Source organism: Streptomyces sp. NPDC043996, assembly GCF_056435225.1.
On sequence record NZ_JBWKEY010000004.1, the window covers coordinates 351066 to 373781 of the forward strand.

At 72.4% G+C, this 22716-nt stretch carries 20 protein-coding genes; 15 read left to right on the forward strand and 5 right to left on the reverse strand.

All coding sequences use genetic code 11. The features are described from left to right. Window positions 1-10: 10 nt before the first annotated feature. The 3 genes from AC07A4_RS12390 to AC07A4_RS12400 are packed head-to-tail and all read right to left on the reverse strand — an operon-like array spanning window position 11 to window position 3434. Window positions 11-1501, reverse strand: a complete 1491-nt coding sequence (locus AC07A4_RS12390) for a flavin-containing monooxygenase (RefSeq protein ID WP_478596606.1) — start codon at window positions 1499-1501, stop codon at window positions 11-13. Continuing rightward, complete coding sequence (locus tag AC07A4_RS12395) at window positions 1498-2898, reverse strand: FAD-binding oxidoreductase (RefSeq protein WP_478596609.1); 1401 nt, start codon at window positions 2896-2898, stop codon at window positions 1498-1500. Before AC07A4_RS12395 ends, AC07A4_RS12390 begins: the two co-directional genes overlap by 4 nt. Beyond that, complete coding sequence (locus AC07A4_RS12400) at window positions 2895-3434, reverse strand: acyl-CoA thioesterase (RefSeq protein ID WP_478596612.1); 540 nt, start codon at window positions 3432-3434, stop codon at window positions 2895-2897. Before AC07A4_RS12400 ends, AC07A4_RS12395 begins: the two co-directional genes overlap by 4 nt. 378 nt (window positions 3435-3812) lie before the next feature. On the opposite strand from AC07A4_RS12400, the gene AC07A4_RS12405 reads away from it, so the two are divergent. The 12 genes from AC07A4_RS12405 to AC07A4_RS12460 all read left to right on the forward strand — a co-directional run bounded on the left by AC07A4_RS12405 (window position 3813) and on the right by AC07A4_RS12460 (window position 14346). Further along, window positions 3813-4262, forward strand: coding sequence for a holo-ACP synthase (locus AC07A4_RS12405; RefSeq protein ID WP_478596613.1), 450 nt, complete (start codon window positions 3813-3815; stop codon window positions 4260-4262). Beyond that, window positions 4259-5242 (forward strand): ACP S-malonyltransferase, encoded by a 984-nt coding sequence (locus tag AC07A4_RS12410; protein ID WP_478596615.1) that lies wholly within the window; start codon window positions 4259-4261, stop codon window positions 5240-5242. Before AC07A4_RS12405 ends, AC07A4_RS12410 begins: the two co-directional genes overlap by 4 nt. Next, complete coding sequence (locus AC07A4_RS12415; protein WP_478596618.1) at window positions 5239-5985, forward strand: 3-oxoacyl-ACP reductase family protein; 747 nt, start codon at window positions 5239-5241, stop codon at window positions 5983-5985. The genes AC07A4_RS12410 and AC07A4_RS12415 overlap by 4 nt, the downstream gene beginning before the upstream one ends. An 83-nt stretch (window positions 5986-6068) precedes the next feature. Then, window positions 6069-6356: an acyl carrier protein gene (locus AC07A4_RS12420; protein WP_478596621.1), complete on the forward strand. Its 288-nt coding sequence runs from the start codon at window positions 6069-6071 to the stop codon at window positions 6354-6356. Next, the gene (gene fabZ / locus AC07A4_RS12425) at window positions 6353-6847 is read left to right on the forward strand and encodes a 3-hydroxyacyl-ACP dehydratase FabZ (protein ID WP_478596623.1); all 495 of its coding nucleotides are present in this window, start codon (window positions 6353-6355) and stop codon (window positions 6845-6847) included. Before AC07A4_RS12420 ends, fabZ begins: the two co-directional genes overlap by 4 nt. 188 nt (window positions 6848-7035) lie before the next feature. Further along, window positions 7036-8055, forward strand: coding sequence for a glycine cleavage T C-terminal barrel domain-containing protein (locus AC07A4_RS12430; RefSeq protein ID WP_478596625.1), 1020 nt, complete (start codon window positions 7036-7038; stop codon window positions 8053-8055). Window positions 8056-8114: 59 nt separating this feature from the next. Next, the gene (locus tag AC07A4_RS12435) at window positions 8115-10580 is read left to right on the forward strand and encodes a beta-ketoacyl-[acyl-carrier-protein] synthase family protein (RefSeq protein ID WP_478596626.1); all 2466 of its coding nucleotides are present in this window, start codon (window positions 8115-8117) and stop codon (window positions 10578-10580) included. Beyond that, window positions 10580-10957: a holo-ACP synthase gene (locus AC07A4_RS12440; protein ID WP_478596629.1), complete on the forward strand. Its 378-nt coding sequence runs from the start codon at window positions 10580-10582 to the stop codon at window positions 10955-10957. The genes AC07A4_RS12435 and AC07A4_RS12440 overlap by 1 nt, the downstream gene beginning before the upstream one ends. After that, window positions 10954-11703 carry an SDR family NAD(P)-dependent oxidoreductase gene (locus AC07A4_RS12445; RefSeq protein WP_478596631.1) on the forward strand — a complete coding sequence of 250 codons (750 nt, stop codon included), beginning with the start codon at window positions 10954-10956 and terminating at the stop codon, window positions 11701-11703. Before AC07A4_RS12440 ends, AC07A4_RS12445 begins: the two co-directional genes overlap by 4 nt. 44 nt (window positions 11704-11747) lie before the next feature. Further along, the gene (locus AC07A4_RS12450; protein WP_478596634.1) at window positions 11748-13352 is read left to right on the forward strand and encodes a DHA2 family efflux MFS transporter permease subunit; all 1605 of its coding nucleotides are present in this window, start codon (window positions 11748-11750) and stop codon (window positions 13350-13352) included. Window positions 13353-13423: 71 nt separating this feature from the next. Beyond that, complete coding sequence (locus AC07A4_RS12455) at window positions 13424-13759, forward strand: hypothetical protein (protein ID WP_478596637.1); 336 nt, start codon at window positions 13424-13426, stop codon at window positions 13757-13759. A gap of 224 nt (window positions 13760-13983) precedes the next feature. Further along, window positions 13984-14346, forward strand: coding sequence for a hypothetical protein (locus AC07A4_RS12460; RefSeq protein ID WP_478596639.1), 363 nt, complete (start codon window positions 13984-13986; stop codon window positions 14344-14346). A 93-nt stretch (window positions 14347-14439) separates the two neighbouring features. Here the strand turns inward: AC07A4_RS12460 and AC07A4_RS12465 are convergent, their stop codons facing one another. Beyond that, on the reverse strand, window positions 14440-17313 hold the full coding sequence (locus AC07A4_RS12465) for an ATP-binding protein (RefSeq protein WP_478596641.1): 2874 nt from the start codon (window positions 17311-17313) through the stop codon (window positions 14440-14442). A 360-nt stretch (window positions 17314-17673) separates the two neighbouring features. Between AC07A4_RS12465 and AC07A4_RS12470 the strand changes: the two genes are divergently transcribed. From AC07A4_RS12470 to AC07A4_RS12480, 3 genes are read left to right on the forward strand one after another with little or no spacing between them, the layout of a single operon-like run. Next, window positions 17674-18414, forward strand: a complete 741-nt coding sequence (locus AC07A4_RS12470) for an ATP-binding protein (RefSeq protein WP_478596643.1) — start codon at window positions 17674-17676, stop codon at window positions 18412-18414. 43 nt (window positions 18415-18457) lie between these two features. Then, window positions 18458-19075 carry a winged helix-turn-helix domain-containing protein gene (locus AC07A4_RS12475; protein WP_478596645.1) on the forward strand — a complete coding sequence of 206 codons (618 nt, stop codon included), beginning with the start codon at window positions 18458-18460 and terminating at the stop codon, window positions 19073-19075. Then, a complete protein-coding gene (locus AC07A4_RS12480) occupies window positions 19072-20976 on the forward strand; it encodes an AMP-dependent synthetase/ligase (protein ID WP_478596648.1) in 1905 nt (634 codons plus the stop codon). Before AC07A4_RS12475 ends, AC07A4_RS12480 begins: the two co-directional genes overlap by 4 nt. On the opposite strand, the gene AC07A4_RS12485 is transcribed toward AC07A4_RS12480, so the two are convergent. Beyond that, complete coding sequence (locus AC07A4_RS12485) at window positions 20966-22645, reverse strand: ABC transporter family substrate-binding protein (RefSeq protein WP_478596651.1); 1680 nt, start codon at window positions 22643-22645, stop codon at window positions 20966-20968. The two genes, AC07A4_RS12480 and AC07A4_RS12485, sit on opposite strands and share 11 nt — an antisense overlap. Between the last annotated feature and the right edge of the window lie 71 nt (window positions 22646-22716).

Below are 22716 nucleotides of genomic sequence, written 5' to 3' on the forward strand. Positions count from 1 at the left end.
GCGAGCGGGCTCATGCGCGCGGGTGGTCCGCGGGGCCGCGGGGCTGGTAGTGGGCCAGGTTCACGCGGCGGGTGCGGCGGCGGTACTCCGCCGTCTGGCCGGGCCAGTTGGTGGTGACGGACGCGTTGTTCCCGCGGTACCAGTTGCGGCAGGCCGACCAGACGGTGGAGCGCAGGCGGTGGCGCATCTCGCCGGTGAACGCGGCCTCGGCGTCCGGGCGCACGTCGAGCAGGGGGCGCGTGCCGCGGCCGATGACGCGCAGCGCGTCCAGGACGTAGCGGATCTGGCTCTCGACCATGTGGACGACCGACCCGGCGCCGACGTTCGTGTGCGGTCCGTACAGGACGAACAGGTTGGGGAAGCCGGGCACCGTCATCCCGAGGTAGGCGCGGGCGCCGTCTCGCCAGTGGTCGGCAAGGGCACGGCCGTGGCGGCCGGTGATGTGCAGCGACGCGAGGAACTGAGTGGCCGCGAAGCCGGTGGCCTGGATGATGACGTCGACCGGGTGCTCGCTGCCGGTGTGGGTGCGGATCGCCTTCTCGGTGAGCTCCGCGACGGGGTCGGTGACCAGTTCGACGTGGGGTTCGTTGAAGACGGGGTAGTAGTCGCTGGAGATCCCGATCCTCTTGCATCCCACCTCGTCGCGCGGGGTGAGGCGCTCGCGCAGCGCCGGGTCGTGGACCTGTCTGCGCAGTTGGGCCGCGCAGCCGTAGGCGGTGAATCCGCGGACGCGGGCGCGCCGGGTCAGGCCCGGCACGGTCAGCTCGTTGAACAGCCACCAGCCGAGCCGTGCCGCCTTGGCGCCGATCCGGCCGAGGGGTCCGGTGGCGGGGCGGTAGGCGCGTTGCCAGCGGGGCACCACGTAGGGGGCGGAGCGCTGGAACACCGTGAGGTGCGCCGCCCGCTTCGCGACCTCGGGCACGATCTGCAGGGCGCTGGCGCCGGTCCCGATCACCGCGACTCTGCGGTCGGCCAGGTCCAGGCCGTGGTCCCAGCGCGCCGAGTGGAAGATACGTCCCGTGAAGTGTTCCGCGCCGGGCAGTTTGGGCGAGACGGGCTGGCTCAGCTGGCCGCAGGCGGGCACGAGGACGTCCGCCTCGTAGGTGTCGCCGCTCTGGGTGCGCAGCAGCCAGCGACGGGTGTCCTCGTCGAAGCGGGCCGAGCGGACCTCGGTTCCCAGGCGCAGATGGTCGTGCAGGTGGTGGGTGTCCGCGCACGCGCGCAGGTACTCCAGGATCTCCCCTTGTCCGGCGTAGCGCTGCGACCAGACGTGCGGCGCGAACGAGTAGGAGTACAGGGGGGCCGGTATGTCGCAGGCGGCGCCGGGGTAGGTGTTGTCGCGCCACACCCCGCCGATGTCGTCGGCCCGTTCGAGGATCGTGAAGTCGTGGTGGCCCGCCCGTGTGAGGGCCATGCCCAGGCCGAGGCCGCTGATCCCCGCCCCGATGATCACGACGTGGAGGGGGCGGCCGTGCCGTGGGGCGCGGCGATGGCGGTTCATCGGGTGGTCCGTGGCGGGGCCGGGGTGATGTTGTGGTTGAAGCGCAGCACGTTGTCCGGGTCGTACGCCGCCTTGACGCGGGCCAGCCTCGCCAGGCGCGGCTCGTCCCAGAAGGCGCGGACGCGGTCCGTCTCGTCGTCCTCGGACGTGGTGTTGAGGTAGGTGTTGCCGTGGCCGAAGGCCTTGAGCTGGGCGCTCGCCTTCTTCACCCAGGCCCGGCAGCGGTCGGAGTCGGCGGGGTCCTTCCACTGGCAGATCACATGGATCAGCCAGCTGTCCTCGCGATGCGCGAACGCGGTGGCGTCCGCGGCGACGGCCGTGGCCGCCGTGTCGAAGGGGTGGACGTTGATGGTGGTGTGCGACGACGGCAGGTCGGCGCCGATGGCCGCGACGGCCGCGATCTGCTCCGCGCCGAGGCCGGGCAGGAACTCGCTGGTCCAGTAGTGCAGGTTGCCCGCCGGGGTGAAGGCGTCGAGCATCGACTGCACGGCCACCAAGGGCATCGGTCCGACGCTGTCGTACAGCGGGCTGCCGAAGTCCCGCAGGGGCCGCACGGTCTCCCAGGCGTCGTCCATGGGGCCGAAGTAGCGCACGAACAGGGCCACCATGGGCATGCCCTGGAACTCCTCGGGCACGAAGTCCGCCTCGGGGGCGTGGATGAACAGCGCGTCCGCGCTCAGGTGCGCGGGGCTGGTGGCGCTGAAGTCCCGCAGGAACGTGAGGACTTCCTCGGCCCGTTCGACGGGGTGGGCGAGGAAACCGGCGAGCATCATCGGCCCGACCGGGTGTGCCTGGAACTCGAAGGACGTGACCACGCCGAAGTTGCCGCCGCCGCCGCGCAGCGCCCAGAAGAGTTCCTCGTGGCGGTCGGCGCTGGCGGTCACCAGCTCGCCAGCCACGGTGACCACATCGGCGGACAGGAGGTTGTCGCAGGTCAGCCCGTATTTGTGGAGCATCATGCCCACCCCGCCGTTGAGGGTGAGCCCGGCGATGCCGGTCTCCGACATCTGCCCCGTCGGGATCGCCAGGCCGTGCAGCTGCGTCTCCCGGTCCACGTCCCCAAGGAGCGCCCCGCCCTGGATGCGCGCGGTGCGGCGTTCGGGGTCGACGTGCACGCCCCGCATCAGGGACAGGTCGATGACGAGCCCGTCGTCGCACATCCCGTGTCCCGCGACGCTGTGCCCGCCGCCCCGCACCGCGATCAGCAGTCCCTCCTCGCGGGCGAAGCGCACCGCCGTGACGACGTCCGCGGTCCCCAGGCACCGGGCGATGACCGCGGGACGCTTGTCGATCATGGCGTTGTAGACCTGGCGCACCGTGTCGTAACCGGCGTCCCCCGGTCCCACCACCTCTCCAAGGAGTTGTCCGCGCAGGCGGTCGAGCGCTCCGTCCTTCATGACGTCTCTCCAGACTTTCGGGGTGAACCCGCGGAATGTTCCCTGCCGGCCCGGATGCTCGAATCCGCCGCCTTGTCAGGGACCGGGTTCCTCTTGCGCTTCCGGTAGTTCTCCAGGAATTCCACGAAGGCGTGATGCATGTCGTCGGGGATTTTGGTCAGCACACCGCGCTCCGCGTCGACGAACGCGTGGATGGTGCGCGCCTCCGCGACGAGCTGGCCGCCCGGCTTGCGGTAGATCTCGTAGTAGTAGGTGAGCGTGCCGGGCGCGGCCGCCCACGTCCTGACCACGAGCTCGTCGAGGTACTTGGCGGGCTGGTGGTAGCGGACGTACAGATCGGTGGTCGCGATCTGGTACTTGCGGTAGTCGGCGCCCACGTCCAGGGCGAACTTCTCCCGCCCGAGGTCGAACCAGGGGATGTAACTGGCGTAGTAGGCGTGCCCCTGGAGGTCGCACTCCCCCCAGCGGACACGGGCTGTGGCCTCTACGCTGACGTCGCGCATGAGGTGGGTGGCCGACTGCACGAGACGTGGCATGGGTTCCTCGGTCCTCTCTTGAGGCGCTGCTCCTGAGGCGCTGCCGGGCCGCTGGCCCGTGGCGCAGCGGTCAGCGGCTGCTGTGTCCGCTGCCAGACAAGCCCAGGAGGACGGCGCGGGCAGCGAACGTGTCCCGTTCCTTTCAGGGCTTGTGTGAATCTTTCAGCGGCCGCCCGCCCATTCCCGGAATCTGACGGGCAGCTGACGCGCTGATTGACAGGCGCTCGCCGCGGACTTTAGCTTCATGCCGCCTGGAGGAGTTTCCCCGCGGCGCTTTGAATTCCTTCGCTTTGAATTCCCTTCGCATTGAATTCGCCCGCACGGGGACCTATTCCTTCTCCGAACTCGCCTCTCTTCAGTACGGGCGGAGACCAACCCATGAGAATTCCTGACGAGGCCGGGACCATCCCGGCGCCCCTTTGCTCAGCGGGTGTGGACCTGGTGGATCTGCGCCGCTGGGAGCTCGCCCTCACACGTTCCGGCGAGAGCTTGGCGCGGCGGTACTTCACCCCGCGCGAACGGCACACCGCGCGGCAACTCGCCACCCCTGACCGGACCTTCGTGGAGATCCTCGGGCACTGCTTCGGCGTGAAGGAAAGCGTCGTCAAGGCGGTGGGCGGCCTGCCCGCGACGGCGCGCCTCGCGGACATCCAGGTGGAGATCCCCGTCGGCGGCCACCACGAGAGGCCCTGGAACGTACGCCTCAGCGGCCCTCTGAGCGACTGGGCCGAGGCCGAACGCCTCGACGTCGTCGGGGCGTCGACGCCCCTGGGGTCCGGTATGGCCCTCGCATGGGCGGCGGCTCAGGACGCGGGGCCACGCCCATGAGCCCGACCGTCGCCTTCGTCTTTCCCGGGCAGGGCAGCCAGTTCCCCGGCATGGGCTACGAGATGGAGCGGTGGGGGCCCTGGGCCGACGCCTTGGGGCGCCGCGCCGAGGACGTCACCGGACTGCCCGTACGCGCACTGATGAGGCGCGCCGACGCCGCGGCGCTCGCCGACCCCGAAATCGCCCAAGTCCTCGTCTTCACTTGGTCCCTGGCCGCCCTGGAACAGCTGCGGCGCCAAGGCTGGCGGCCTGACGTGGTCGCCGGGCACAGCCTGGGCGAGTACACCGCCCTGGTGGCGTGCGGATGTCTCGACCAGGACACCGCGCTGTCGCTGGTCGCCCGCCGGGGCCGGGCGATGGCGGACGCGGCCGCCGCCCGCCCGGGCGGCATGGCCGCGATCGTCGGCCTGGCACCGCAAGCGGTGCGCGGCCTCTGCCGCGCCGCCTCGGTCGGCGACGAGGTCGCGGTCGTGGCCAACTGGAACTCACCGCGCCAGACCGTGGTGGCGGGAAGCCGGGCCGCGGTCGCGGACGTCGCCGCCGCCGCGAGCGCCGCCGGTGCGCTGCGGGCCCGCGTGCTGCCCGTCGGCGGCGCCTACCACTCGCCGCTGATGAACAGCGCCCACCAACGCCTCACCGAGCACCTCGCCGACGTGGCGCTCGCCCCGCCCACCGTGCCGTTCGTGTCCAGCGCCACCGGCCTGCGGGTCACCGACGTCGAGGCCTACCGCGAGGACCTGCGGGCGCAGGTCATCTCCCCCGTGCGCTGGCGGGACGTGATGCGCACCCTGGCCGCGTTCGGCACGGACACCTATGTCGAAGCGGGCCCGGGGCGCGTACTGAGCGGCCTCGCCCGCGAGATGGCCCGCACGGCACGCCACCTGACGACCGCGGACGCGCCGCGGCACGCTCCCGCGCCGCCCGGCCCGGTGAGCCCGCCGCGGGCCGCGTCCCCCCTCGAGCAAGGAACAGTGACGTGAGCGAACTTCAAGGACGCGTCGCCCTGGTCACCGGGGCCACCCGGGGCATCGGCCTGGCGGTGGCGCTGGAGCTGGCCCGCGACGGGGCCACGGTCCTGATGAACCACCGGGGGAAGCCCGAACAGGCGCAGGAGGCGCTGGCCCAGGTCCAGGCGATACAGCCCGAGGCCCGGCTCGTCCAGGCCGACATCGCCGACGCGGCCGCCGTCGAGAACATGTTCCGTACCATCCGCAGCGAACACGACCGCCTCGACGCCTTCGTCAGCAACGCCGGGATCACCCAGGACGGCTACGCCCTCATGATGGGCGAGGCCAAGTGGCGCAAGGTCATCGACACCAACCTCACGGGCGCGTTCCTGTGCACGCGCGCGGCGGCCCGCCTCATGACGCGGCGCCGCGCGGGCTCCATCGTCACCGTGAGCTCGACGAGCGCCGTACGCCCCCCGGTGGGCCAGGCCAACTACGCGGCGGCCAAGGCCGGAACCGTGGCGCTGACACAGGCGCTCGCCAAGGAACTCGGCCCCTACGGCATCCGCGTGAACTGCGTGGTGCCCGGCTTCATCGACACGTCGATGACCCGGCAGATCCCCTCGGACCGGCTCGCGGAGAACCTGGGGCACGTGCCGCTCGGCCGCATCGGGCGGCCCCAGGAGGTCGCGTCCGCCGTGCGGTTCCTGCTCGGTGACGCCGCCGCCTACGTCACCGGGGCCTCCCTCGTCGTCGACGGCGGCCTCATCTGCTAGCGGCGGCCCCATCGGCCGCCCCCGCGCGACGGCTCCCGCCGCGCGCCCCACCCCCTCACTCACCCCCTTTGAAGGAGAACACCATGGTGATGACACTCGACGAGGCCACCCGCCGAGCCGCGGCCCGGCAGGAACTGTGCACGCGGGTGAAGAAGCTGCTGGTCGAACGCCTCGCCCTGAACGTCGACCCGCACACCATCGGCGACGACCAGCCCTTGTTCGGCCGCGGCCTGGAGCTCGACTCCATCGACACCCTGGAGCTGGCCATGGCGGTGGAGGACACCTTCGGCGTGACCGTCACCGACGACGACACCCACAGCCTCCTGTCGCTGAACCGCCTGGTCGACCACATCGAAGGCGCCCGCGCATGAGCACACCGCCCTCCTCGGCGCCCACAGACGCGGTGCTCAGCGCCGACGACATCGCCCGGCTGCTGCCGCACCGCTACCCCTTCTTCCTCCTCGACCGCGTCACGGCGCTCGAACCCGGCACGAGCGCGGAGGCCATCAAGAACGTCACCGCCTCCGACGCCGTCCTCGCCGGTCACTTCCCCGGCCGCATGCTCTATCCGGGAGTCCTCCTCGTCGAGTGCGTGGCACAACTGGCCGCGGTCATCTACGGCAGCGCCGCCGCCCGCTCCACGACGGGCGGCCTGGTGGCGGATGTCGCCGACCGGGTCGGCTACCTCGCCGAGATCCGCCAGGCCAAGTTCCTCAAGCCCGTGCTCCCCGGAGACCAGGTCACCGTGCGCGCGCACAGCGGCCCCCGGCTCGGCGGCCTGATCTCGGTCACCGGCCAGGCCGCGGTGGGCCGCGACCTGGTGATGACCGCCCGCCTGGCCGTCACCGAACTCGCCCCCTGACACGCCGCGACGCCCGGCCACCGCGCCACGCCCTCCCGGCACCTCCCGACGCCCAGCCGCCGCACCACGCCCTCCCGGCACCCTCCCGACGCCCGGCCGCCACACCACGCCCTCCCGCGGCCCCGGCCTCCGGGCCCCGCTTGCTTCCGTACCGACAGCGTCCACCGAGCCACCTTTGGAGACGAACCATGACCACTCACCGCACCACCACCGCTGAGGAGTACACGGCCCTGCGCCAGGGCGCCGGACTCGTCGACTACGACGGCGCGGGCCTGCTGACCGTCGCCGGGCCCGAGGCGACGGCCTACCTGGGACGGGTCGGGACGCGCGGCGTCGACTTCCTCCTGGAGGGGCAGAGCACCTCCTCGCTGCTGCTGCGCGAAGACGGCACCATCGTCGCCGAGGCGCTCATTTACTGCCACGGCACCGACTACCTCCTGGAGGTCTGGCCGGACCAGGCCCCCGCCGCCATCGCCCACCTGCTCAAGGCCGCCGCCGACCGGCCCGGTGTCACCGTCGAGGACATCAGCGCGCGGCTCACGGTCCTCGCCGTCGAAGGCCCCGCCTCCTTCAAGATCGCGCAGCGGTATCTCGACTTCCCCGTCGCCTCGCTGTCCTACCGCAGCTGCGTCGGCGTCGAATGGAACGGGAAGCCGGTGACGCTCTCGCGGACCGGCGTCACCGGCGAGTACGGCTACAAGTTCCTCGTCCCCGCCGAGGACGCGGCGGCGCTGCGCGCGGAGCTCGTCGCGCACGGCGCGGTGGAGTGCGGCAGGGAAGCGGTCGACGTCTGCCGCATGGAAGTCCGCTTCGCCAGCCACGAGAGCGAGCACACCGGCGGCCCGGTGACCCCCTTCGACGTGGGCCTGCAGTGGATGCTCGACCCCGACCTCGACCACGTGGGACGCCAGGCCCTGGGCGAGCGCGGCCCGCGCCCGCACCGCTCGCCCGTGTGCTGGACCGCCGAACCGGGCCTGGAGGCGGCGCCCGGCCGGGGCACCGCCGTCGCGGTCGAGGACGCCGTCGTGGGCACCGTCACGCACTGCGTGTGGTCCCCCCAGCTCGGCCGCTTCATCGGCACCGCCGCCGTCGACCACGGCGTGGCCGCGTCGGGCCAGGAGTTCCGCCTCGAAGGCAGCTCGGCGGTGGTGCGCACCATCTCCGCGCCCTTCCTGACCGCCACCAGCCTCGGCGTCCCCCTCGACTGAGCCGCTCAGCACGCGGCCCACCCCGGCCACGGCAGTGGCAGCAGCGAACAGGAGAGAACATGAGCACCAGCCAACGGCGCCAAGAGAGTGTCGCCGTCACCGGAATCGGCATCAGCTGCGCGCTCGGCACCGGCGCGGAACAGGTCTGGCAGGCCGTGCGGAGCGGCGCCAGCGGCATCGGCAAGGCCGAGCGCCTCGATGTGTCCACGCTCAGCTGCCGCTACGCGGGCGAGGTGCGCTCGGTGCCCGCCGACGTGCGGCGCACCGGCATCCGGCCCGACCGCGCGACCCGCCTCGCCCTCGCCGCCGTGTCCGAGGCCGTCGCGGGCGCGGGCCTACGCCTGCCCGACTACGACTCCTACCGCGTTGGGGTGGCCGTCGGCACCTCCGTGGGGGGCCTGGAGCACGGGGAGCGCTTCCACTGGGACATCCTCAAGGGCGGTCCCGCAGCGGGCGGGCGGCACCGCCTGACCAGCTATCCGCTGTACACCTCGGCGGACGCGATCAGCGTGGCCTTCCAGCTGCGGGGCCCCAAGGTGGTGCTCTCCAACGCCTGCGCGGCCGGATCCAACTCCATCGGGTACGCGGTGGACGCGATCCGCGAGGGCCGCGCGGACGTCATGATCGCCGGTGGCGTGGACGTGCTCGACATCCTCTCGCTCGCCGGGTTCGACAGCCTCAACGCCCTGGACACCGAGCCCTGCGCGCCCTACTCGCGCAGCACCGGCACCAGTCTCGGCGAGGGCGCCGCCTTCCTCGTCCTGGAGGCGGAGTCCCTCGCCCGCGGCCGCCGGGCCCCCACCCTCGGCTATGTCCTCGGCTACGCGACGACCAGCGACGGCTATCACGCCACGGCCCCCGACCCGGCCGGCAACGGCGCCTACCGGGCCATGCGCCGCAGCCTCGCCCAAGCCTCGCTCGCCCCCGAGGACGTCGACTACGTCAACGGCCACGGAACGGGCACCCCGACCAACGACAAGGCCGAGACCAAGGCGGTGACGGACCTCTTCTCGCCCGCGCGGCCGGTGCCCATGAGCAGCACCAAGTCCCAGGTGGGCCACATGCTGGGGGCCGCCGGTGCCATGGAGGCGGCGACCTGCGTCCTGGCGCTGCGCGACGGGATCCTGCCGCCCACCGTCAATGTCGCGCGGCCCGCCGACGTCCCCCGCGACATCGTCGCCAACCACGCCCGCCCGCACGCCCTTGACGTGGTCGTCTCCAATTCCTTCGCCTTCGGCGGCAACAACTGCTCCCTCGTCCTCGGCCGTCGTCCGGTGCCGCCCGCGGCCGTGCCCGACCACCGCGTAGTCATCACCGGAGCCGGTCCCGTCACCGCCCTTGGCAGCGGCCGGGAGGCCTTCCTCGACGCGCTGCGCGCGGGGACCAGCGCGATCGGGGACGCCCGCCGCACCGATGTGTCCCTGTCCGGCACCCGCCGGGCCGCGGAGGTCGACAGCGCCGAGTGCCGCCGCCACGTGGACCCGGCCTACGCGCGCCGCCTCGACCAGATCGGCCTGCTCACCCTCGCCGCGAGCCGTCTCGCCGTGCGCGACGCCGGGCTGCGGATCACCAAGGCGAACGCCGAACGCGTCGGCATGATCTTCGGCACCTTCAGCGGTCCCATGCAGACGGTCGCCCAGCTCAGCGAGACCATCGGCACCGTGGGCCCGCACCGGGTCAACCCCCGCCTCTTCCCCAACTCCGTGATGAACGCGGCGGCCGGGCACGCCTGCCTCGCCCTGCAGATCCGCGGCCCGCTGTCCACCCTGGCCACCGGATGCGTCTCCGGCCTCAGCGGCCTGGCCTACGCCGCCGACCTCGTGCGGCGCGGAGAGGCCGACGTCATGCTCGCGGTCAGCGCCGACGAACTGACTCCCCTGCTCCATCGCGGCTTCGACCGCCTCGGCCTGCTCTCCGACGACACCCTGCGCCCCTACGCCACCCCGGCCGACGGCACGGTCCTCGGCGCGGGCGGCGCCGCCCTGGTCGTGGAGTCCCTGGAGCACGCCCTGCGGCGCGGGGCGACGATCCTCGCCGAGGTCACGGGGCACGCGGTGACCTCCGACGCCTACCGCGTCGCCGGAAACGACCCCTCCGGGAAGGCCTGGGCCGAGAGCTTCACCCGCGCCCTCGATCACGCGGGCCTTGCCCCGGAGGCCATCGGCACGGTGTACGGGGACGCGCGCGGCACCGCGGCCATCGACGCCGCCGAAGTCGGCGCCGTGACCCGGGTGTTCAGGCCCGGAGAGGTCAGGCTGAGCAATCTCAGCCCGTACGTCGGGCATGTGCACAGCACCACCTCGCTGCTGTCGGCGATCTGTGCCGTCGAGACGGTGCGCGACGGCTGGAGCCCCGAGGTCCGCCCGCCAGCCACGCCCGGCCCCGTCCTGCCGTACCTCCAGGCGACGGCCGACGCGGGCCGGGCCTGTCTGGTCACGGCGGCCAACTGGGGCGGCACGTACGCCTCCCTCGTCCTCGCGCCGTACACCGGCCCGGCGGCCGCGGCGACGACGGCGGTGCGGTGATGGCGGCCCCCGCTCTCGTGCTGCTCCCACCGGCGCGGATTCCCGCTCCGGACGCCGCGTGCTGGCGGGACTGGCTCACCCCCGACGAGATCTCCTTCAGCCTCGGCTTCCGGCGCGCGCACGAGCATCTGGCGGCGCGGAAGGCCGCCAAGCTCGCCATCGCCACGCTCCTGGGCCTGCCGGACGATCCCCGGACCTGCCGGGCGGTGGAGGTGCTCCGGGAGTCCGGCGCCGGACCCGTGCTCCGGCTCGGCGGCGCCGCCGGGCGGCTCCTGCGCGGCGAGGGCCTGCCGCTCCCCCGGGTCTCCTTGACGCACGCCAGGGGCCATGCCGCGGCGCTCGCCTGGCTGCCGGGCCCGAAGGCGGCCCGGCGATGACGGCGGACCGCCAGGTGGCCCTGGTCACGGGCGCGCTGGGCGGCATCGGCCGGGCCGTCACCGCGCACTTCCTCGCGCGCGGCATGGGGGTCCTCGTGACGGACCTGGACGACGACGCCTGCCGGAGGGCCGCCGCCGACCTCAACGCCGCGGGCGGGGCGGGGCGTGCGCTGGGCTGCGCCCTCGACGTCACCGAACCGGAGTCGTGGGCCCGGGTCACGCGCCTTGCGCGCCGCCGCTTCGGCCGCCTTACCGTGCTGGTCAACAACGCCGGAGCGCTGGGGCACCAGCCGCTGGAGGGCACGAGTGAGCAGGAGTGGGCCCGCGTGGTCCGCGTCTGCCAGCAAGGGACGTTCCTCGGCATGAAGGCCGTCGCCCCGTGCCTGCGCTCCGCGGGCGGCGGCGCGATCGTCAACGTCGCGTCGGTCTACGCGCTCGTGGGCTCCGGCGCCTCGTTCGCCTACCACGCGGCCAAAGGCGCCGTACGTTCCATGACGACCGCCGCGGCCGTGGAACTCGCGGCCAGCGGCATCCGCGTGAACGCCGTCTACCCCGGCATGGTCGCCACCGCCATGACCAGCACCGCCCCGGCGCGTTTCGTGGAGCGGGCCATCGACGAGACGCCCCTGGGGCGCCCCGCCCGCCCGGAGGAGGTCGCGGCCGCGGTCGGCTTCCTCATCTCGCCCGCGGCCTCCTACGTCACGGGCGCCGAACTCGTCGTCGACGGCGGCTACAGCGCCCGATGACCCCCACTCCAGCGGCAGCGCACCCATGAAGGGCCGTAGCACCCATGTCCCCTGCGTCTCCCCGTCGGCCGTGGCTGGTCCTCGCCGTCCTGTGCACCGGATTCTTCGCGGTCATCATGGATACGACGATGGTCAACGCCGCCGTCCCCGTCATGATCAGCGAGTTCGACGCCGGTCTCGGTGAGGCGCTGTGGGTGGTGAACGCCTACGTCCTGACCTACGCGGCGCTGCTGATCACGGCGGGACGCCTTGGTGACCGCTTCGGCCCCAAGCGCCTGTACCTGGCCGGGCTCACGGTGTTCACGCTCGCGGCCGCCTGGTGCGGGACGTCCGACAGCATTCACGAGCTGATCGCCCTGCGCGTCGTCCAGGGCGTGGGCGCGGCGCTCCTGACGCCGCAGACGAGCGCGTTCATCACGGTCCTGTTCCCGCCGGGGCGGCGGGGCGCGGCGTTCGGCGTCTGGGGCGGTGTGATCGGTCTGTCCGCGGTGGCGGGGCCCTTGGCCGGCGGAGGGCTGATCGCGCTTGCGGGCTGGGAGTGGATCTTCTTGGCCCATGGGCCCGTCGGTGGCGTCGCCTTCGTCCTGGCGGCCGTGTTCGTGCCGGACCACCGCCCGCGCGTACCGCATCGCTGGGACGTCACCGGCACCCTCCTCGTCACGTCCGGTCTGGCCTGCTGCTGCTACGGGCTCTTGGGGTACGGGCGGCCGGGCGGCGCCGCGTCGGCGGTGTCCGGCCTTTGGGTGGGCGTGGGGGCGGCGCTGCTGACGGGCCTCGTCGCGCAGCAACGGCGCGCGCGGGGCCAGCCGTTGGTGCCGCGGGCGCTGTACCGCAGCCGCACGTTCGTGGGGGCGTCCGTCGTCGGTGCCGGTGTCCACTTCGCCGTGATCGGCACCGCCCTGCCGCTGCTGCTGTACCTGCAGAACATCCTCGGGCACGATCCGTTCTCCGCCGCGGTCGTCACCGCTCCCTCCGCCCTCACCGTCGGTGTCGTCGCTATCGTGGCGGGCCGGTGGAGCCAGGGCGCGCGCACCGCTCGGCTCCTCACCGTCGGCGTCCTCGTCTACGCGGTGGGGCTCGCCCTGACCGTGCTGTGCGCCCGTCCCGGCATGAACGCCTGGCAGCTGCTGCCCCCGATGGTGATCGCCGACGCGGGCATCGGCTGCACCCTCGCCCCCGTGACGACCCTGGCCCTGCACGGCGTCGCCCCGTCCCTGGCGTCCGGCGCGTCGGGCGTCCTCAACACCGCCCGGCAGATCGGCGGCGTGCTGGGCGGAGTCGCCGTCGGATCCCTGCTGCGCATGCGGCTCTCCGCCGACCTTCCGGCGCACACCCGCGCCGCCGGGCGGGACCTGCCCGCCCGGCTGCGCGCTCCCTTCACCGACTCCCTGCTGTCCGTCTCCGGCGACAGCCTCGCGCGGCCACCGGCTCCAGCCGGTCTGTCCGCGCCCGAGAGCGACTCCTTCACGGCCTTCGCCGACAGCGTCTTCCAGCAGGCGTTCCTCAGCGCCTGGCGCACCACGATGACGCTTCCGCTCGTCGTCCTGCTGCTCTGCTGCCTCATCAGCCGAGGGCTCGCTCGCCTCCCTTTCCAGGCGCCAACGCAAGGAAAGGGAAAGGAAATACCGATCGCATCGGGCAGCCAATAGCCTGACCGAGGGCTGAAAAACACAAGCCCGCCGTAATTCCCTTCCCATGAGACAGAGAAAGAAGGACGCCCATGCTGAACACCTCCCACCGGATCGCCCGGATCCTTTGCTCCACCGCTCTCATCGGCGCGGTCGGCGTCGCGGTCGCGGGTCCCGCGCAGGCGGCCGCACCGGCGCGCTCCGCGGAGTCAAGCACCGCGGCCCAGGGGCAGTACGTGCACTTCCAGGGCAAGCTCACGGCCGTGACGCCCGACCACGTCAAGGTCGCCACGGGTGGCACGGTCCTGACCGTGCTGCTCACCGGTGACGCCTACTGGGTCGGCCAGCTGACGGTCGGCGCCCAGGCCGACGTCACGGCCACGCTCAAGGACGGGGTCTACACCGCCAAGGTGATCGTCACCTGGTAAGGCTTCGCCGCTCGCCCGGGTATCCGCTCCAGCGGATACCCGGGCGTTTCCTTTTCCCAGCCACCCTTCAGGGAAATCAATTCCCAAGCCGCCGCAAGAAAAGTGAAACAAACTCAGTCGCGAAAAGAGCGTAAGGATATGTTTCGAGGTGTCAAATAGCTGCCTGGGTCCCGTACTTCATTTACCTCCACGGGATACCAGGCACCGACATCAAGGAGTGCGTGATGAGCAGATTCCAGAATCTCATGGTCAAGACGGCGTCCGTCGTCATCGGCCTTGTCGGCGTCGTGGGCGCCTTCGCTTCGACGGCGCAGGCGGCTGAGGCCAAGCACACGCCCGTCACGGCGATCAGCGCCCCGGCCGCCGACCGGGCCGCGAACGCGGCCGAGGTCACGAAGTTCTTCGGCAAGATCACCGCGTTCAAGGACGACTACCTGGAGCTCGCGACCGCGCAGGGCCAGATGCGGTTCAGCCTCCGGAACGGGGCCGAGTACTACGGCCCCATGCGCGTCGGCGTCTACGCGCTGGTGGAAGCCACGTTCACCAACGGCGAGTGGTACGCCAAGAAGATCGTCGCGCGTGCGTAGCCGACGCGTCCCCCGACGCGGCCCCTGCCGGAGCACGCTCCGGCAGGGGTGCACGCATGTCCGCCGCGCCCCGCTGAGCTGGACCACCGGTGTTCAGCTGGACGGGCCGTCGCCGAGGCGGGCGTCGAGGGCCCGGGACACCTCGGCGCGGTGGTCGACGCGGAGCTTCTTCAGCGTCCGGGCGACGTGGTGCTCGACCGTGCGCACCGAGAGGCAGAGCGCCTGGGCGATGTCGCGGTTGCTGGCGCCTTCGGCGAGCAGGCGGGCCACTTCGGCCTCGCGTGGCGAAAGGCCTTCTCCATAGCCACGCCGTCCCGGTGTCGCGGGGCGCTTGGCGCCCGCCTGGCGCAAGGCGCGCTGGCAGCGGGCGATGTCGGCGGTGGCGCCCAGCCTGCTGTAGGTGTCGAGCGGTCCGGCCAGAGCGGCGGCGTCCAGCTGGGCGCCCGGACCGCCGCGGCACCACGCGAGCAGTTCCGCGGCCCGGGCCGCGGGGTAGGGCCTGCCGATGGTGGTCCACTTGTCGTGGGCGTCCTGGAACCACTGCGCCGCGCCCTCGGGGTCGGTGTCCTGGGCAAGGACTCCGCGAGCGACGCAGAGTTCGGCGTCCGCGGCCGGGGCGACATGGCTGACGCGCGCCTCCAGGGCCTCCTCCACCAGGCGCTGTGCCTCCTCGCGGTGACCGGTGGCCAGGCCCGCGCGGGCCGCCGCCTGGATCACCCCCAGCGGCTTGTACCAGATCCCGGAGGACCGGAGCAGCCGGATCGCGGGGCCGAGCGCTGCCCATGCCTTGTCCGGTTCGTCGCGGGCGAGGTGGACTTCGGCGGTCGCGGCCGCGGAGTGCAGGGCGCACACGGTCCCGCCGATGCGCTCACCCGCGTGGCGGGCGAACTCCAAGTGCTCCATCGCCGTGCCCCACTGCCCCTTGCAGATCGCCAGGCTCCCGCCGATCAGGGCCTGTTCCCGCTGCGCGATCGCCATGTCGGGGCAGGTCGTGTTCAGCTCGTCGAGGCGCTCCTCGAGGCCGGACCACGCGCCCGCGAACCAGTCGAAGCGCAACAGCTGGGTCCGGGCGAAACACTCCAGGGACGGGTTGACGCCGTCGGCGGTGAGACGGGCCGCCTCGCGCAACAGCGCCCCCGCACGCGCGTCCTCCCCCCGGTTCAGCGCGTTCGATCCGACGTTGTACAGGGCGATGAGGCGCTGCCGGTGCGTCTCGGGGTGTGCGGAGGACCGCGGGACGGCGTCGACCAGGTCCCAGAGGCGGGCATGGCCCTTCCTCGACAGCAAGTGCAGCTTCGCGCTCTCGAGTTCGGCGATCCGCTCCTCGTCCGCACAGCCCTCAAGGGCGCGCTCGGCCCGGCCCACCCAGCGGTCGAGCTCGGCGGGCGTCTGGGTCCGCTCGTAGTAGATCGCGCTGAGCATGCCGGACGCGGCGAGCGAGGGCCACGGTTCGAGTTCTTCCAACGCCGTCATCAGCTCGCGGTACGAGGCCACGTCACCGGCGTGGTTCATGAGCACCGCGGCGAGCGTGAGCCGCACCCGGCCGCGGGTCTGGACGGGGAGGGTGGAGTCGTCCACGAGCCGCCGCATGATGGCGAGATGGTGGGCGAACCGGGTGAACTTGTGGGCGATGTCGCAGAGCGCGAGCGCGACGCGGGAGCGGACCTCAGGCCGCACCCCCTCCTCGCCGAGGATGCCGTGCAGGAGCTGGGAGGCGATGCCGTCGTCGCCCACGGTGACCGCTTCGCGGGCCGCCTCCTCCGCCTCGCGCAGCCACGCCTGTCTGTCCCCGACCGCTTTGGAGTGGTGGGCGATCTGGACGAGCGCGGGCTGCCGCTGCCCGCGCAGGGCGCTGTGGGCCCGCTGGTGCAGGCGCAGCCGTCTCGGGCCCGGCAGGTCTCCGTACACGGCTTGTTGGGCGAGCACGTGGCGGAAGGCGTAGGTGGCGGGTGCCGGCTCGTGCAGCAGGGAGCGGTGGAGGGCTTGGGTGAGCGCGGCCGTGGCCTGTTCGGCTTCCAGTCCCGCGACTTCCGCGAGGACGTCCTGTGCCGCGGGCACCGCGAGGACGGCCGCCGCCTCCACCAGGTGGGCGGCGGGCTCGGGCAGTTCGGCGAGGCGCTCGTGGACGGCTTCCCTCAGGGAGCGTGGCGCCGGTGACCTGCCCAGGAACTCCATTTCCTGTTCGAGGCCTTGCGAGGTGCTTCTTTTGCGCCGGTCAAGGAGCGTGAGGAGGTCCTCCTCGACCACTAGGGGAAGTCCGGCGCTGCGCCGGAAGAGCACCCGCCCCAGGGAGTGGCCCGCCACTCGCCCTACGACTCCGGAGGCCAGCGCGGTGACTTCGCGCGCGCTGAGCGCCTGGAGCTGGATCTCGCCGCCCGACACGCCGATCGGCCGCCGGTAGGCGCTGCCCAGGACCGGTTCGGTGGGCGGCAGGTCCTCCGCGCGGTAGGTCAGGACGAGGCCGAGCCCGCCCGGGGGTTCGCGGGCGATGAGGAACAGCAGTTCGCGCGTGGCCTCGTCGGCCCAGTGCATGTCCTCGATGACGAGGACCACCGGTTCGACCGCGCGCAGTACGGCCCGGATGCCGAGGAGGAGTCGGAGGCGCTCGGGCATGGCCGACGCGGGCTGCCGGGAGTCGTCGAGGTGGGGGGCGAGGGTCGGTAGGTAGGCGGCCAGCGTCGCGGTTTCGGGAGGCAGCAGGCAGTCCGGCGGGAGGTGTTCAGCCGCCTTGCCGATGGCTTCGAGGACGGGGCCGTAGGGGAAGGGCTCGCGCAACGGGTGGCACAGCCCCGTCGTCACCTTCGTACCAGCAGCTGTCAGAAGCTGTTGTGCCTCGCCCACCAGCCGTGATTTTCCTGATCCGGCCTCGCCCTCGACCATGACGACGGAGGGCAGGCCTCGAAGGAAGGTGACGAGGTCTTCGAGCTCCCGCTCGCGGCCGACCAGAGTGAAGCCATTTTTCCGCATCCCCGAGATGTCCGCGGAAGTCACCGACTGAACCACCGGTTCTCGTCCTCTGCAGGGTGTTCACGGGCGCACCCGCCCGCCACCAAACCAGACGTCCAGCTTAGCCAGTCCGGCCGTCGTCATGCGACCCGTTTCCGGGCGCGCGGAAGCGAATCCGGACACGCCGTCGCGCCCCCAGCGCCCAACGGTCCGACGCGCGAGCGCCCCCGATATGCGTGCTGTCCGCCACGCATCGCGGGCTGTCCACCGCGCGTTTAGGTGGCGTCCCGCATTGAACCCCTATTTATCCGCGCGGTCCTCTGGATGTCGACAGGCGCGATCCCCCACAGCTCCGCCCAGCGGAACCGAGGAAGCAGAGAGATGACTCCGTTCTTCGACCACGTCGGCAACGTGGCAGTGCAGACCAGGCCCGTGCACAGCACCCGGTCCGAGACCGGGCGGGCCGAGACCGGGCGGGCCCGGCACCCGCACGGCGCGGAGCCCTCGGCGACCGCCCCTGACCAGTCCGAGCGCCAGGCCGAGCGCCACGCCGAGACCGCCCGCGCCGACGGCGGCCACCAGCCGGGGCGTGCACCGCGACGGACGACGGAGTTCCAGACCCTGCGGCTCAGGCTGCCCGCCGCCGTCAGCGCGGTGCCCGGCGCCCGCCACCGGGTGCGCCGCTCCATGGTCGAGTGGGGGTGGGGCGACCAGGCGGACACCGTGGAACTCCTCTTCTGCGAACTCCTGTCCAACGCCGTCAAGCAGACGCCGACACGCTCCCGGACCGACTTCCGAAGCCTCTCCTGGACCGGCTCCCGGCACGACTCCCGCACCGGCTCGCGGACCGGCTCGCGGACCGACTCCCAGACCGAGGAGATGGTCGAGGAGACGGTCGAGGTCAGCATCCGGCAGGCGCACGGATCGCTCGTCGTCACGGTGGACGACTCCGGGTGCGAGGGCGTGCCCGCGGTCGCCGACCGCCGCGTGGGCGACCTCGCCGAGAACGGCCGGGGCCTGCTCCTGGTGGAGGCGCTGGCCTCCGCGTGGGGCTGCGGCCGGACCCAGAAGGGCACCAGGACCTGGTTCACGCTGGACCTCCTCGGCCCTGGACCCCACTGAACGCAGCGAAGAACACACGTCCCCCAGCGCCCCAGGAAGACACATGATCCGTACTCCCGCACCGCTTCCCCCGGGGCCCGCCCGCCCCGCGGGCCCGCCCGGACACACGCGGCAGGCCGTGCCCCCCGCGTCGCCGGGCCGTCGGAGCATCCACCGCACGACGGGCGGCGTTCCGACGCTGCGCTGGCCGGAACAGGCCGCCGTGGTCCACCAGTTGCGTCTGCGCAAGGCGCCCCGGCTGCTCCTGGTGCTTCCCGGGGAGCAGCCGCCGAGCACCCTGGACCCGCTGGAGGACTGGGTCCGGCTGCCGGTCGACGAGAGGGAGCTGCGGGTGCGCTGCGACACCTTGCGCGCCAGGGCCTCGCTGCGCAAACCGGTGATCGACGCGAACGACGTGCTGCGCTTCGCCGGGCGGCACGTGCCGCTCGCGGCGGGCGAGGCGGCGATCGCGCGTCTGCTCATCGAGTCCTACGGGTCGGTGGTCAGCCGGGAGGTGCTCGCCGCGGGCGTGTGGCCCGACGACGACACCGGTCGGCGCAACGCGCTGGACGTCAGGATCTCGCGTACGCGCCGCCGGGTCGCCCCACTCGGTTTGCTCATCAAGACCGTGCGGCAGCGGGGCTACCTGCTCCACGCCGATCTCGACGAAGGAGCGGTATGAACGCCGACGCCCCCACCCCGGTCGCGGGGCAGGGCCAGGGTGCCCGAGGCGACGGCCGGGAAGACCCGGGCGGCCCCGGCGGAACCCTGGCCCATGTGGCGCGCCGCAACGCGCGGCTGTGGCCCACGGCGCCCGCCCTGCGCTGGCGCGGCCCCGGCGGCGACCCGCACCACCTGACGTACGCCGAGGCCTGGGACCTGAGCGAGGGCACGGCGCGCGGCCTGCTCGCCCTTGGCCTGGCTCCGGGCGACCGGGTGGCGGTGCTCAGCGCGCTGCGGCCCGAGTGGACGACGACGCTCCTCGCGGCCGCGGCGTCGGGCCTCGTCGTGGTGTCCCTGCTGCCCTCCACGGTGCCCGAGGAGATCGTCCATGTGCTGGGTGACTGCGGCGCACGGGTGGTGGTGTGCGAGAACGAGGCGCAGCTGGCGAAGGTCCGGGCCGTCTGGCACCGCCTGCCCCACCTGGGGCACGCCGTCCTGATGGACGCCCCGCCCGGCACCGCGCGCACCACGCCCGCCGAGCACCCCGCGCCCACGCTGACCCTGGACGCGCTGCGGGCCCGGGGCCGGGACGGCGTCTGCGCGGCGGAGCTGGCACGGCGCTCGGACGCGGTGCGCGCGGATGACCTGCTGGTCATCATCTACACGTCGGGCACCACGGGCCCCAAGAAGGGCTGTGCCCTCAGCCACGGCAACTACGTCAGCGTCCTGCGGGCGCACCCGAAGCCGCCCCGCGAGGCCCCCGCCGACGACACCAACGGAACGGTCTTCGTCGTCACGGGGCCGCACACCATCGCGATGCTGATGCAGGTCCTGGCCTGGTGGTCCCGGTACACGCTCGTCTTCCGCCGGGGCGGCCTTGACGACAGCCTGGCGGAGGAGATCCGCGCCGCACGGCCGCAGATCCTGCCGCTCGTCCCGCTGGCCCTGGAGCAGATCTACGGCTCGGTCCTCGCCTCCTGGCCCGAGCAGGACGCGGCCTTGATCGTGGAAGCGGCACGGGCGGGCCTGGACGCACGGGAGCGCGTCCAGCGCGGCGAGAGTCTGCCGCCCCGCCTGCAAGAGTGGTTCGACGCCACGGAGAAGTCCCTGTTCGCCAAGGTCCGCGCGCACTTCGGGGGCGCGCTGCGCAGGGTGACGGTATCGGGCGCGCCGTGCTCCCAGGAGATCCTCTCCTTCTTCCTGGGCTGCGGAGTCCCCCTCGTCGAGTGCTACGGAATGACGGAGACCGCGGCGGCCGCCACCACCAACACCCCTGACGCCTACCGCCTGGGGACCGTGGGCAGGCCCCTGCCCGGCGTCGACGTCACCCTCGCACCCGACGGGGAAGTCCTGATCCGAGGGGGCAATGTCTTCCGCGGCTACTGGGGCTATCACGAGGACGCGTTCGGCGCCGTGCGCGACGGCTGGCTGCACACCGGGGACCTCGGCAGCATCGACGCGGACGGGTATCTGACCCTCACGGGACGCAAGAAGGAACTGATCCAGCTGTCGCACGGCGTGGCGGTGACACCGCACCCCGTCGAGAGCGCGCTGCGCACAAGTCCGCTGATCTCGCACGCGGTCGCCTACGGCGAGTCGAAGCCCCATCTCGTGGTCCTGCTGACGCTCGACGAGCGGTACGCCCAGAAGTGGGCGGCCGAGCGTCGGCTGCCCACCGACATCGCCCGACTGGTCCGTGATCCGGTCCTGCTGGGGGAGCTCACGCGGACGCTCGACCAGGCGAACGCCACCCTTCAGGAGTACTACCGAGCCCAGTCGTTCCTGGTCCTGGAGCGCGATCTGTCGTTCGCCGAGGGTGAGTTGACCGTCTCGATGAAGGTCGCGCGGCACGTCGTCCACGCGCGGTTCCACGACGCTCTCGAGGCCCTCTACCGGTCTCCGAGGCCCCTCACCGGGTGAAGCCGATGTCCTGGTAGACGACGGAGGCGAAGCCCTGGGCGCCCAGGTTGGCGAGCGTGCGTTTCGAGGCGACGATGCCCGGCTCCTGGTAGAGGGGGATGGTCGCCGCCTCCCGCCAGATCAGGCGGTCGGCCCGGTTGATGGCGTCGATGGCCGCGCGCTTGTCCGTCCGGGTCGCCGCCTCGTCGAGCAGCGCGTCGATCCGCGACGTGCCGGTCCGCGCGAAGTTCAGCTGGATGTCCTTCCCTTGGGGCTTGACGTAGATGCTGCGGCTGACCGACACGGGGAAGGGCCTCTTGGTCCAGCTGAAGACCGACAGGTCGAAGGTGCCCGGGATGATGTGCCGCTCGAAGAGCGCGTTCTCGGGAACGAACGTGAGTTTCACCCGGACGCCCACGTCGCGGAGCATGGCCTGGATGACCCGGCCCTCGTTCCGCGCCACGTCGTTGCCGCTCATGGCCAGGTAGTCCAGTTCGAGCTTCCGCCCGCCCTTCTCCCTCACCTCGCCGTCGAGTCGCCAGCCCGCGGCGGCGAGTTCCGCGCGGGCCGCCGCGGGATCGTAGGTGCCGATCCGGCCCGCGTTGTCCTGGTAGCCGTCCTGTTGGGGCAGGAGGAAGTGGTTGCCGAGCGGCCGTGTGCCGGCCGCGACGCCCTGGAGCGCGACCTGGGTGATCCTCCGGCGGTCGATGGCCCGCGCCAGGGCCCGCCGGACGCGGGCGTCCTTCAGGAAGGCGCTCTGCCCGTTCATCGTCAACTGGTGCTGGCTCGGGCTTCCGGCCCGGAGGATCTGCGCGTGGGGTGTGTCGCGCGCGGAGCGGTACGCGGCGGCCTTCGCCCCGACGTCGAAGAAGTCGACCTCTCCGTTGGCGAAGGCCCCGGCGTGGGCGCTCGGGTCGAGCGCCCGGAACACGATCTTGTCCAGTACGGGAGCGTTCCCCCACCAAGCCTTGTTGCGCACCACCGTCAGCGTTTTCGCGGTCTCGTCCCGGTGGGCGAACGTGAACGGGCCCGCGGTGACGCTCGCCTCGCCCCGGAATCCGTTGTTGAAGCCGTCGGCCGTGCGGATGACGGACGCCGGGTACAGCGGCGTGAACAGCGAGCGCCACTCGCCGAACGGCCTGGCGAAGTCCACGGTGACCTCACGGTCTCCGCCGGGGCCCCGGGACACCTTCGTGATCAGCTCGTAGCCGGTGTGGGACACCGCGTGGAAGGCGGCCCGCCTGCCGTTCTGCGCTCTCCAGTTGGCCTGGAAGTCCCGGTAGGTGATCGGGGACCCGTCGGTCCAGCGCGCCTTGTCGTTGATGCGGTAGGTGACGTGCTGCCGCCCGGCCCGCACCCGGGACGCGGCGGAGGCCAGATAGTCGGGGTCCGGCGTGACCCGGCCGCGTGCGTCGCTCTTCATGATGATGGGCATCATCGACTCCACGACGCGCCGGGTGTCGATGTGTCCGCCGTCGAGATGGCGGACGTTGAGGTTGTCCTGGATCACGGTGACCGGCCAGTTGAGCGCGCCTCCCTGCGTCAGGTCGGCACGGTCGACGGGGTTGACCTGACTGGCCGCCGGTGGCTTCGACGAGGGCTTGTCCTGGCTGGTGGAGCACGCGCTGCCGAGCGAGGCGCAGACCGCGGCCGCGACCACCGATGTGAGTACCGTGCGAGCAGGGCGCATAGTGCCGCCTCCTGTGGGTGTGACTACCGGGTCCCGCCGCTCCGGGCCGGATGGGCTGCGCGGAGGTCGGC

Bases quoted from the DNA above. Each gene is read 5' to 3' on its own strand.
- AC07A4_RS12435 (WP_478596626.1), top strand. From the start codon at position 8,115: ATGAGCACCAGCCAACGGCGCCAAGAGAGTGTCGCCGTCACCGGAATC.
- AC07A4_RS12430 (WP_478596625.1), top strand. From the start codon at position 7,036: ATGACCACTCACCGCACCACCACCGCTGAGGAGTACACGGCCCTGCGC.
- AC07A4_RS12405 (WP_478596613.1), top strand. From the start codon at position 3,813: ATGAGAATTCCTGACGAGGCCGGGACCATCCCGGCGCCCCTTTGCTCA.
- AC07A4_RS12390 (WP_478596606.1), bottom strand. From the start codon at position 1,501: ATGAACCGCCATCGCCGCGCCCCACGGCACGGCCGCCCCCTCCACGTC.
- AC07A4_RS12445 (WP_478596631.1), top strand. From the start codon at position 10,954: ATGACGGCGGACCGCCAGGTGGCCCTGGTCACGGGCGCGCTGGGCGGC.
- AC07A4_RS12475 (WP_478596645.1), top strand. From the start codon at position 18,458: ATGATCCGTACTCCCGCACCGCTTCCCCCGGGGCCCGCCCGCCCCGCG.
- AC07A4_RS12420 (WP_478596621.1), top strand. From the start codon at position 6,069: ATGGTGATGACACTCGACGAGGCCACCCGCCGAGCCGCGGCCCGGCAG.
- AC07A4_RS12450 (WP_478596634.1), top strand. From the start codon at position 11,748: ATGTCCCCTGCGTCTCCCCGTCGGCCGTGGCTGGTCCTCGCCGTCCTG.
- AC07A4_RS12485 (WP_478596651.1), bottom strand. From the start codon at position 22,645: ATGCGCCCTGCTCGCACGGTACTCACATCGGTGGTCGCGGCCGCGGTC.
- AC07A4_RS12440 (WP_478596629.1), top strand. From the start codon at position 10,580: ATGGCGGCCCCCGCTCTCGTGCTGCTCCCACCGGCGCGGATTCCCGCT.
- AC07A4_RS12460 (WP_478596639.1), top strand. From the start codon at position 13,984: ATGAGCAGATTCCAGAATCTCATGGTCAAGACGGCGTCCGTCGTCATC.
- AC07A4_RS12470 (WP_478596643.1), top strand. From the start codon at position 17,674: ATGACTCCGTTCTTCGACCACGTCGGCAACGTGGCAGTGCAGACCAGG.
- AC07A4_RS12480 (WP_478596648.1), top strand. From the start codon at position 19,072: ATGAACGCCGACGCCCCCACCCCGGTCGCGGGGCAGGGCCAGGGTGCC.
- AC07A4_RS12410 (WP_478596615.1), top strand. From the start codon at position 4,259: ATGAGCCCGACCGTCGCCTTCGTCTTTCCCGGGCAGGGCAGCCAGTTC.
- AC07A4_RS12395 (WP_478596609.1), bottom strand. From the start codon at position 2,898: ATGAAGGACGGAGCGCTCGACCGCCTGCGCGGACAACTCCTTGGAGAG.
- AC07A4_RS12455 (WP_478596637.1), top strand. From the start codon at position 13,424: ATGCTGAACACCTCCCACCGGATCGCCCGGATCCTTTGCTCCACCGCT.
- fabZ (WP_478596623.1), top strand. From the start codon at position 6,353: ATGAGCACACCGCCCTCCTCGGCGCCCACAGACGCGGTGCTCAGCGCC.
- AC07A4_RS12465 (WP_478596641.1), bottom strand. From the start codon at position 17,313: ATGCGGAAAAATGGCTTCACTCTGGTCGGCCGCGAGCGGGAGCTCGAA.
- AC07A4_RS12400 (WP_478596612.1), bottom strand. From the start codon at position 3,434: ATGCCACGTCTCGTGCAGTCGGCCACCCACCTCATGCGCGACGTCAGC.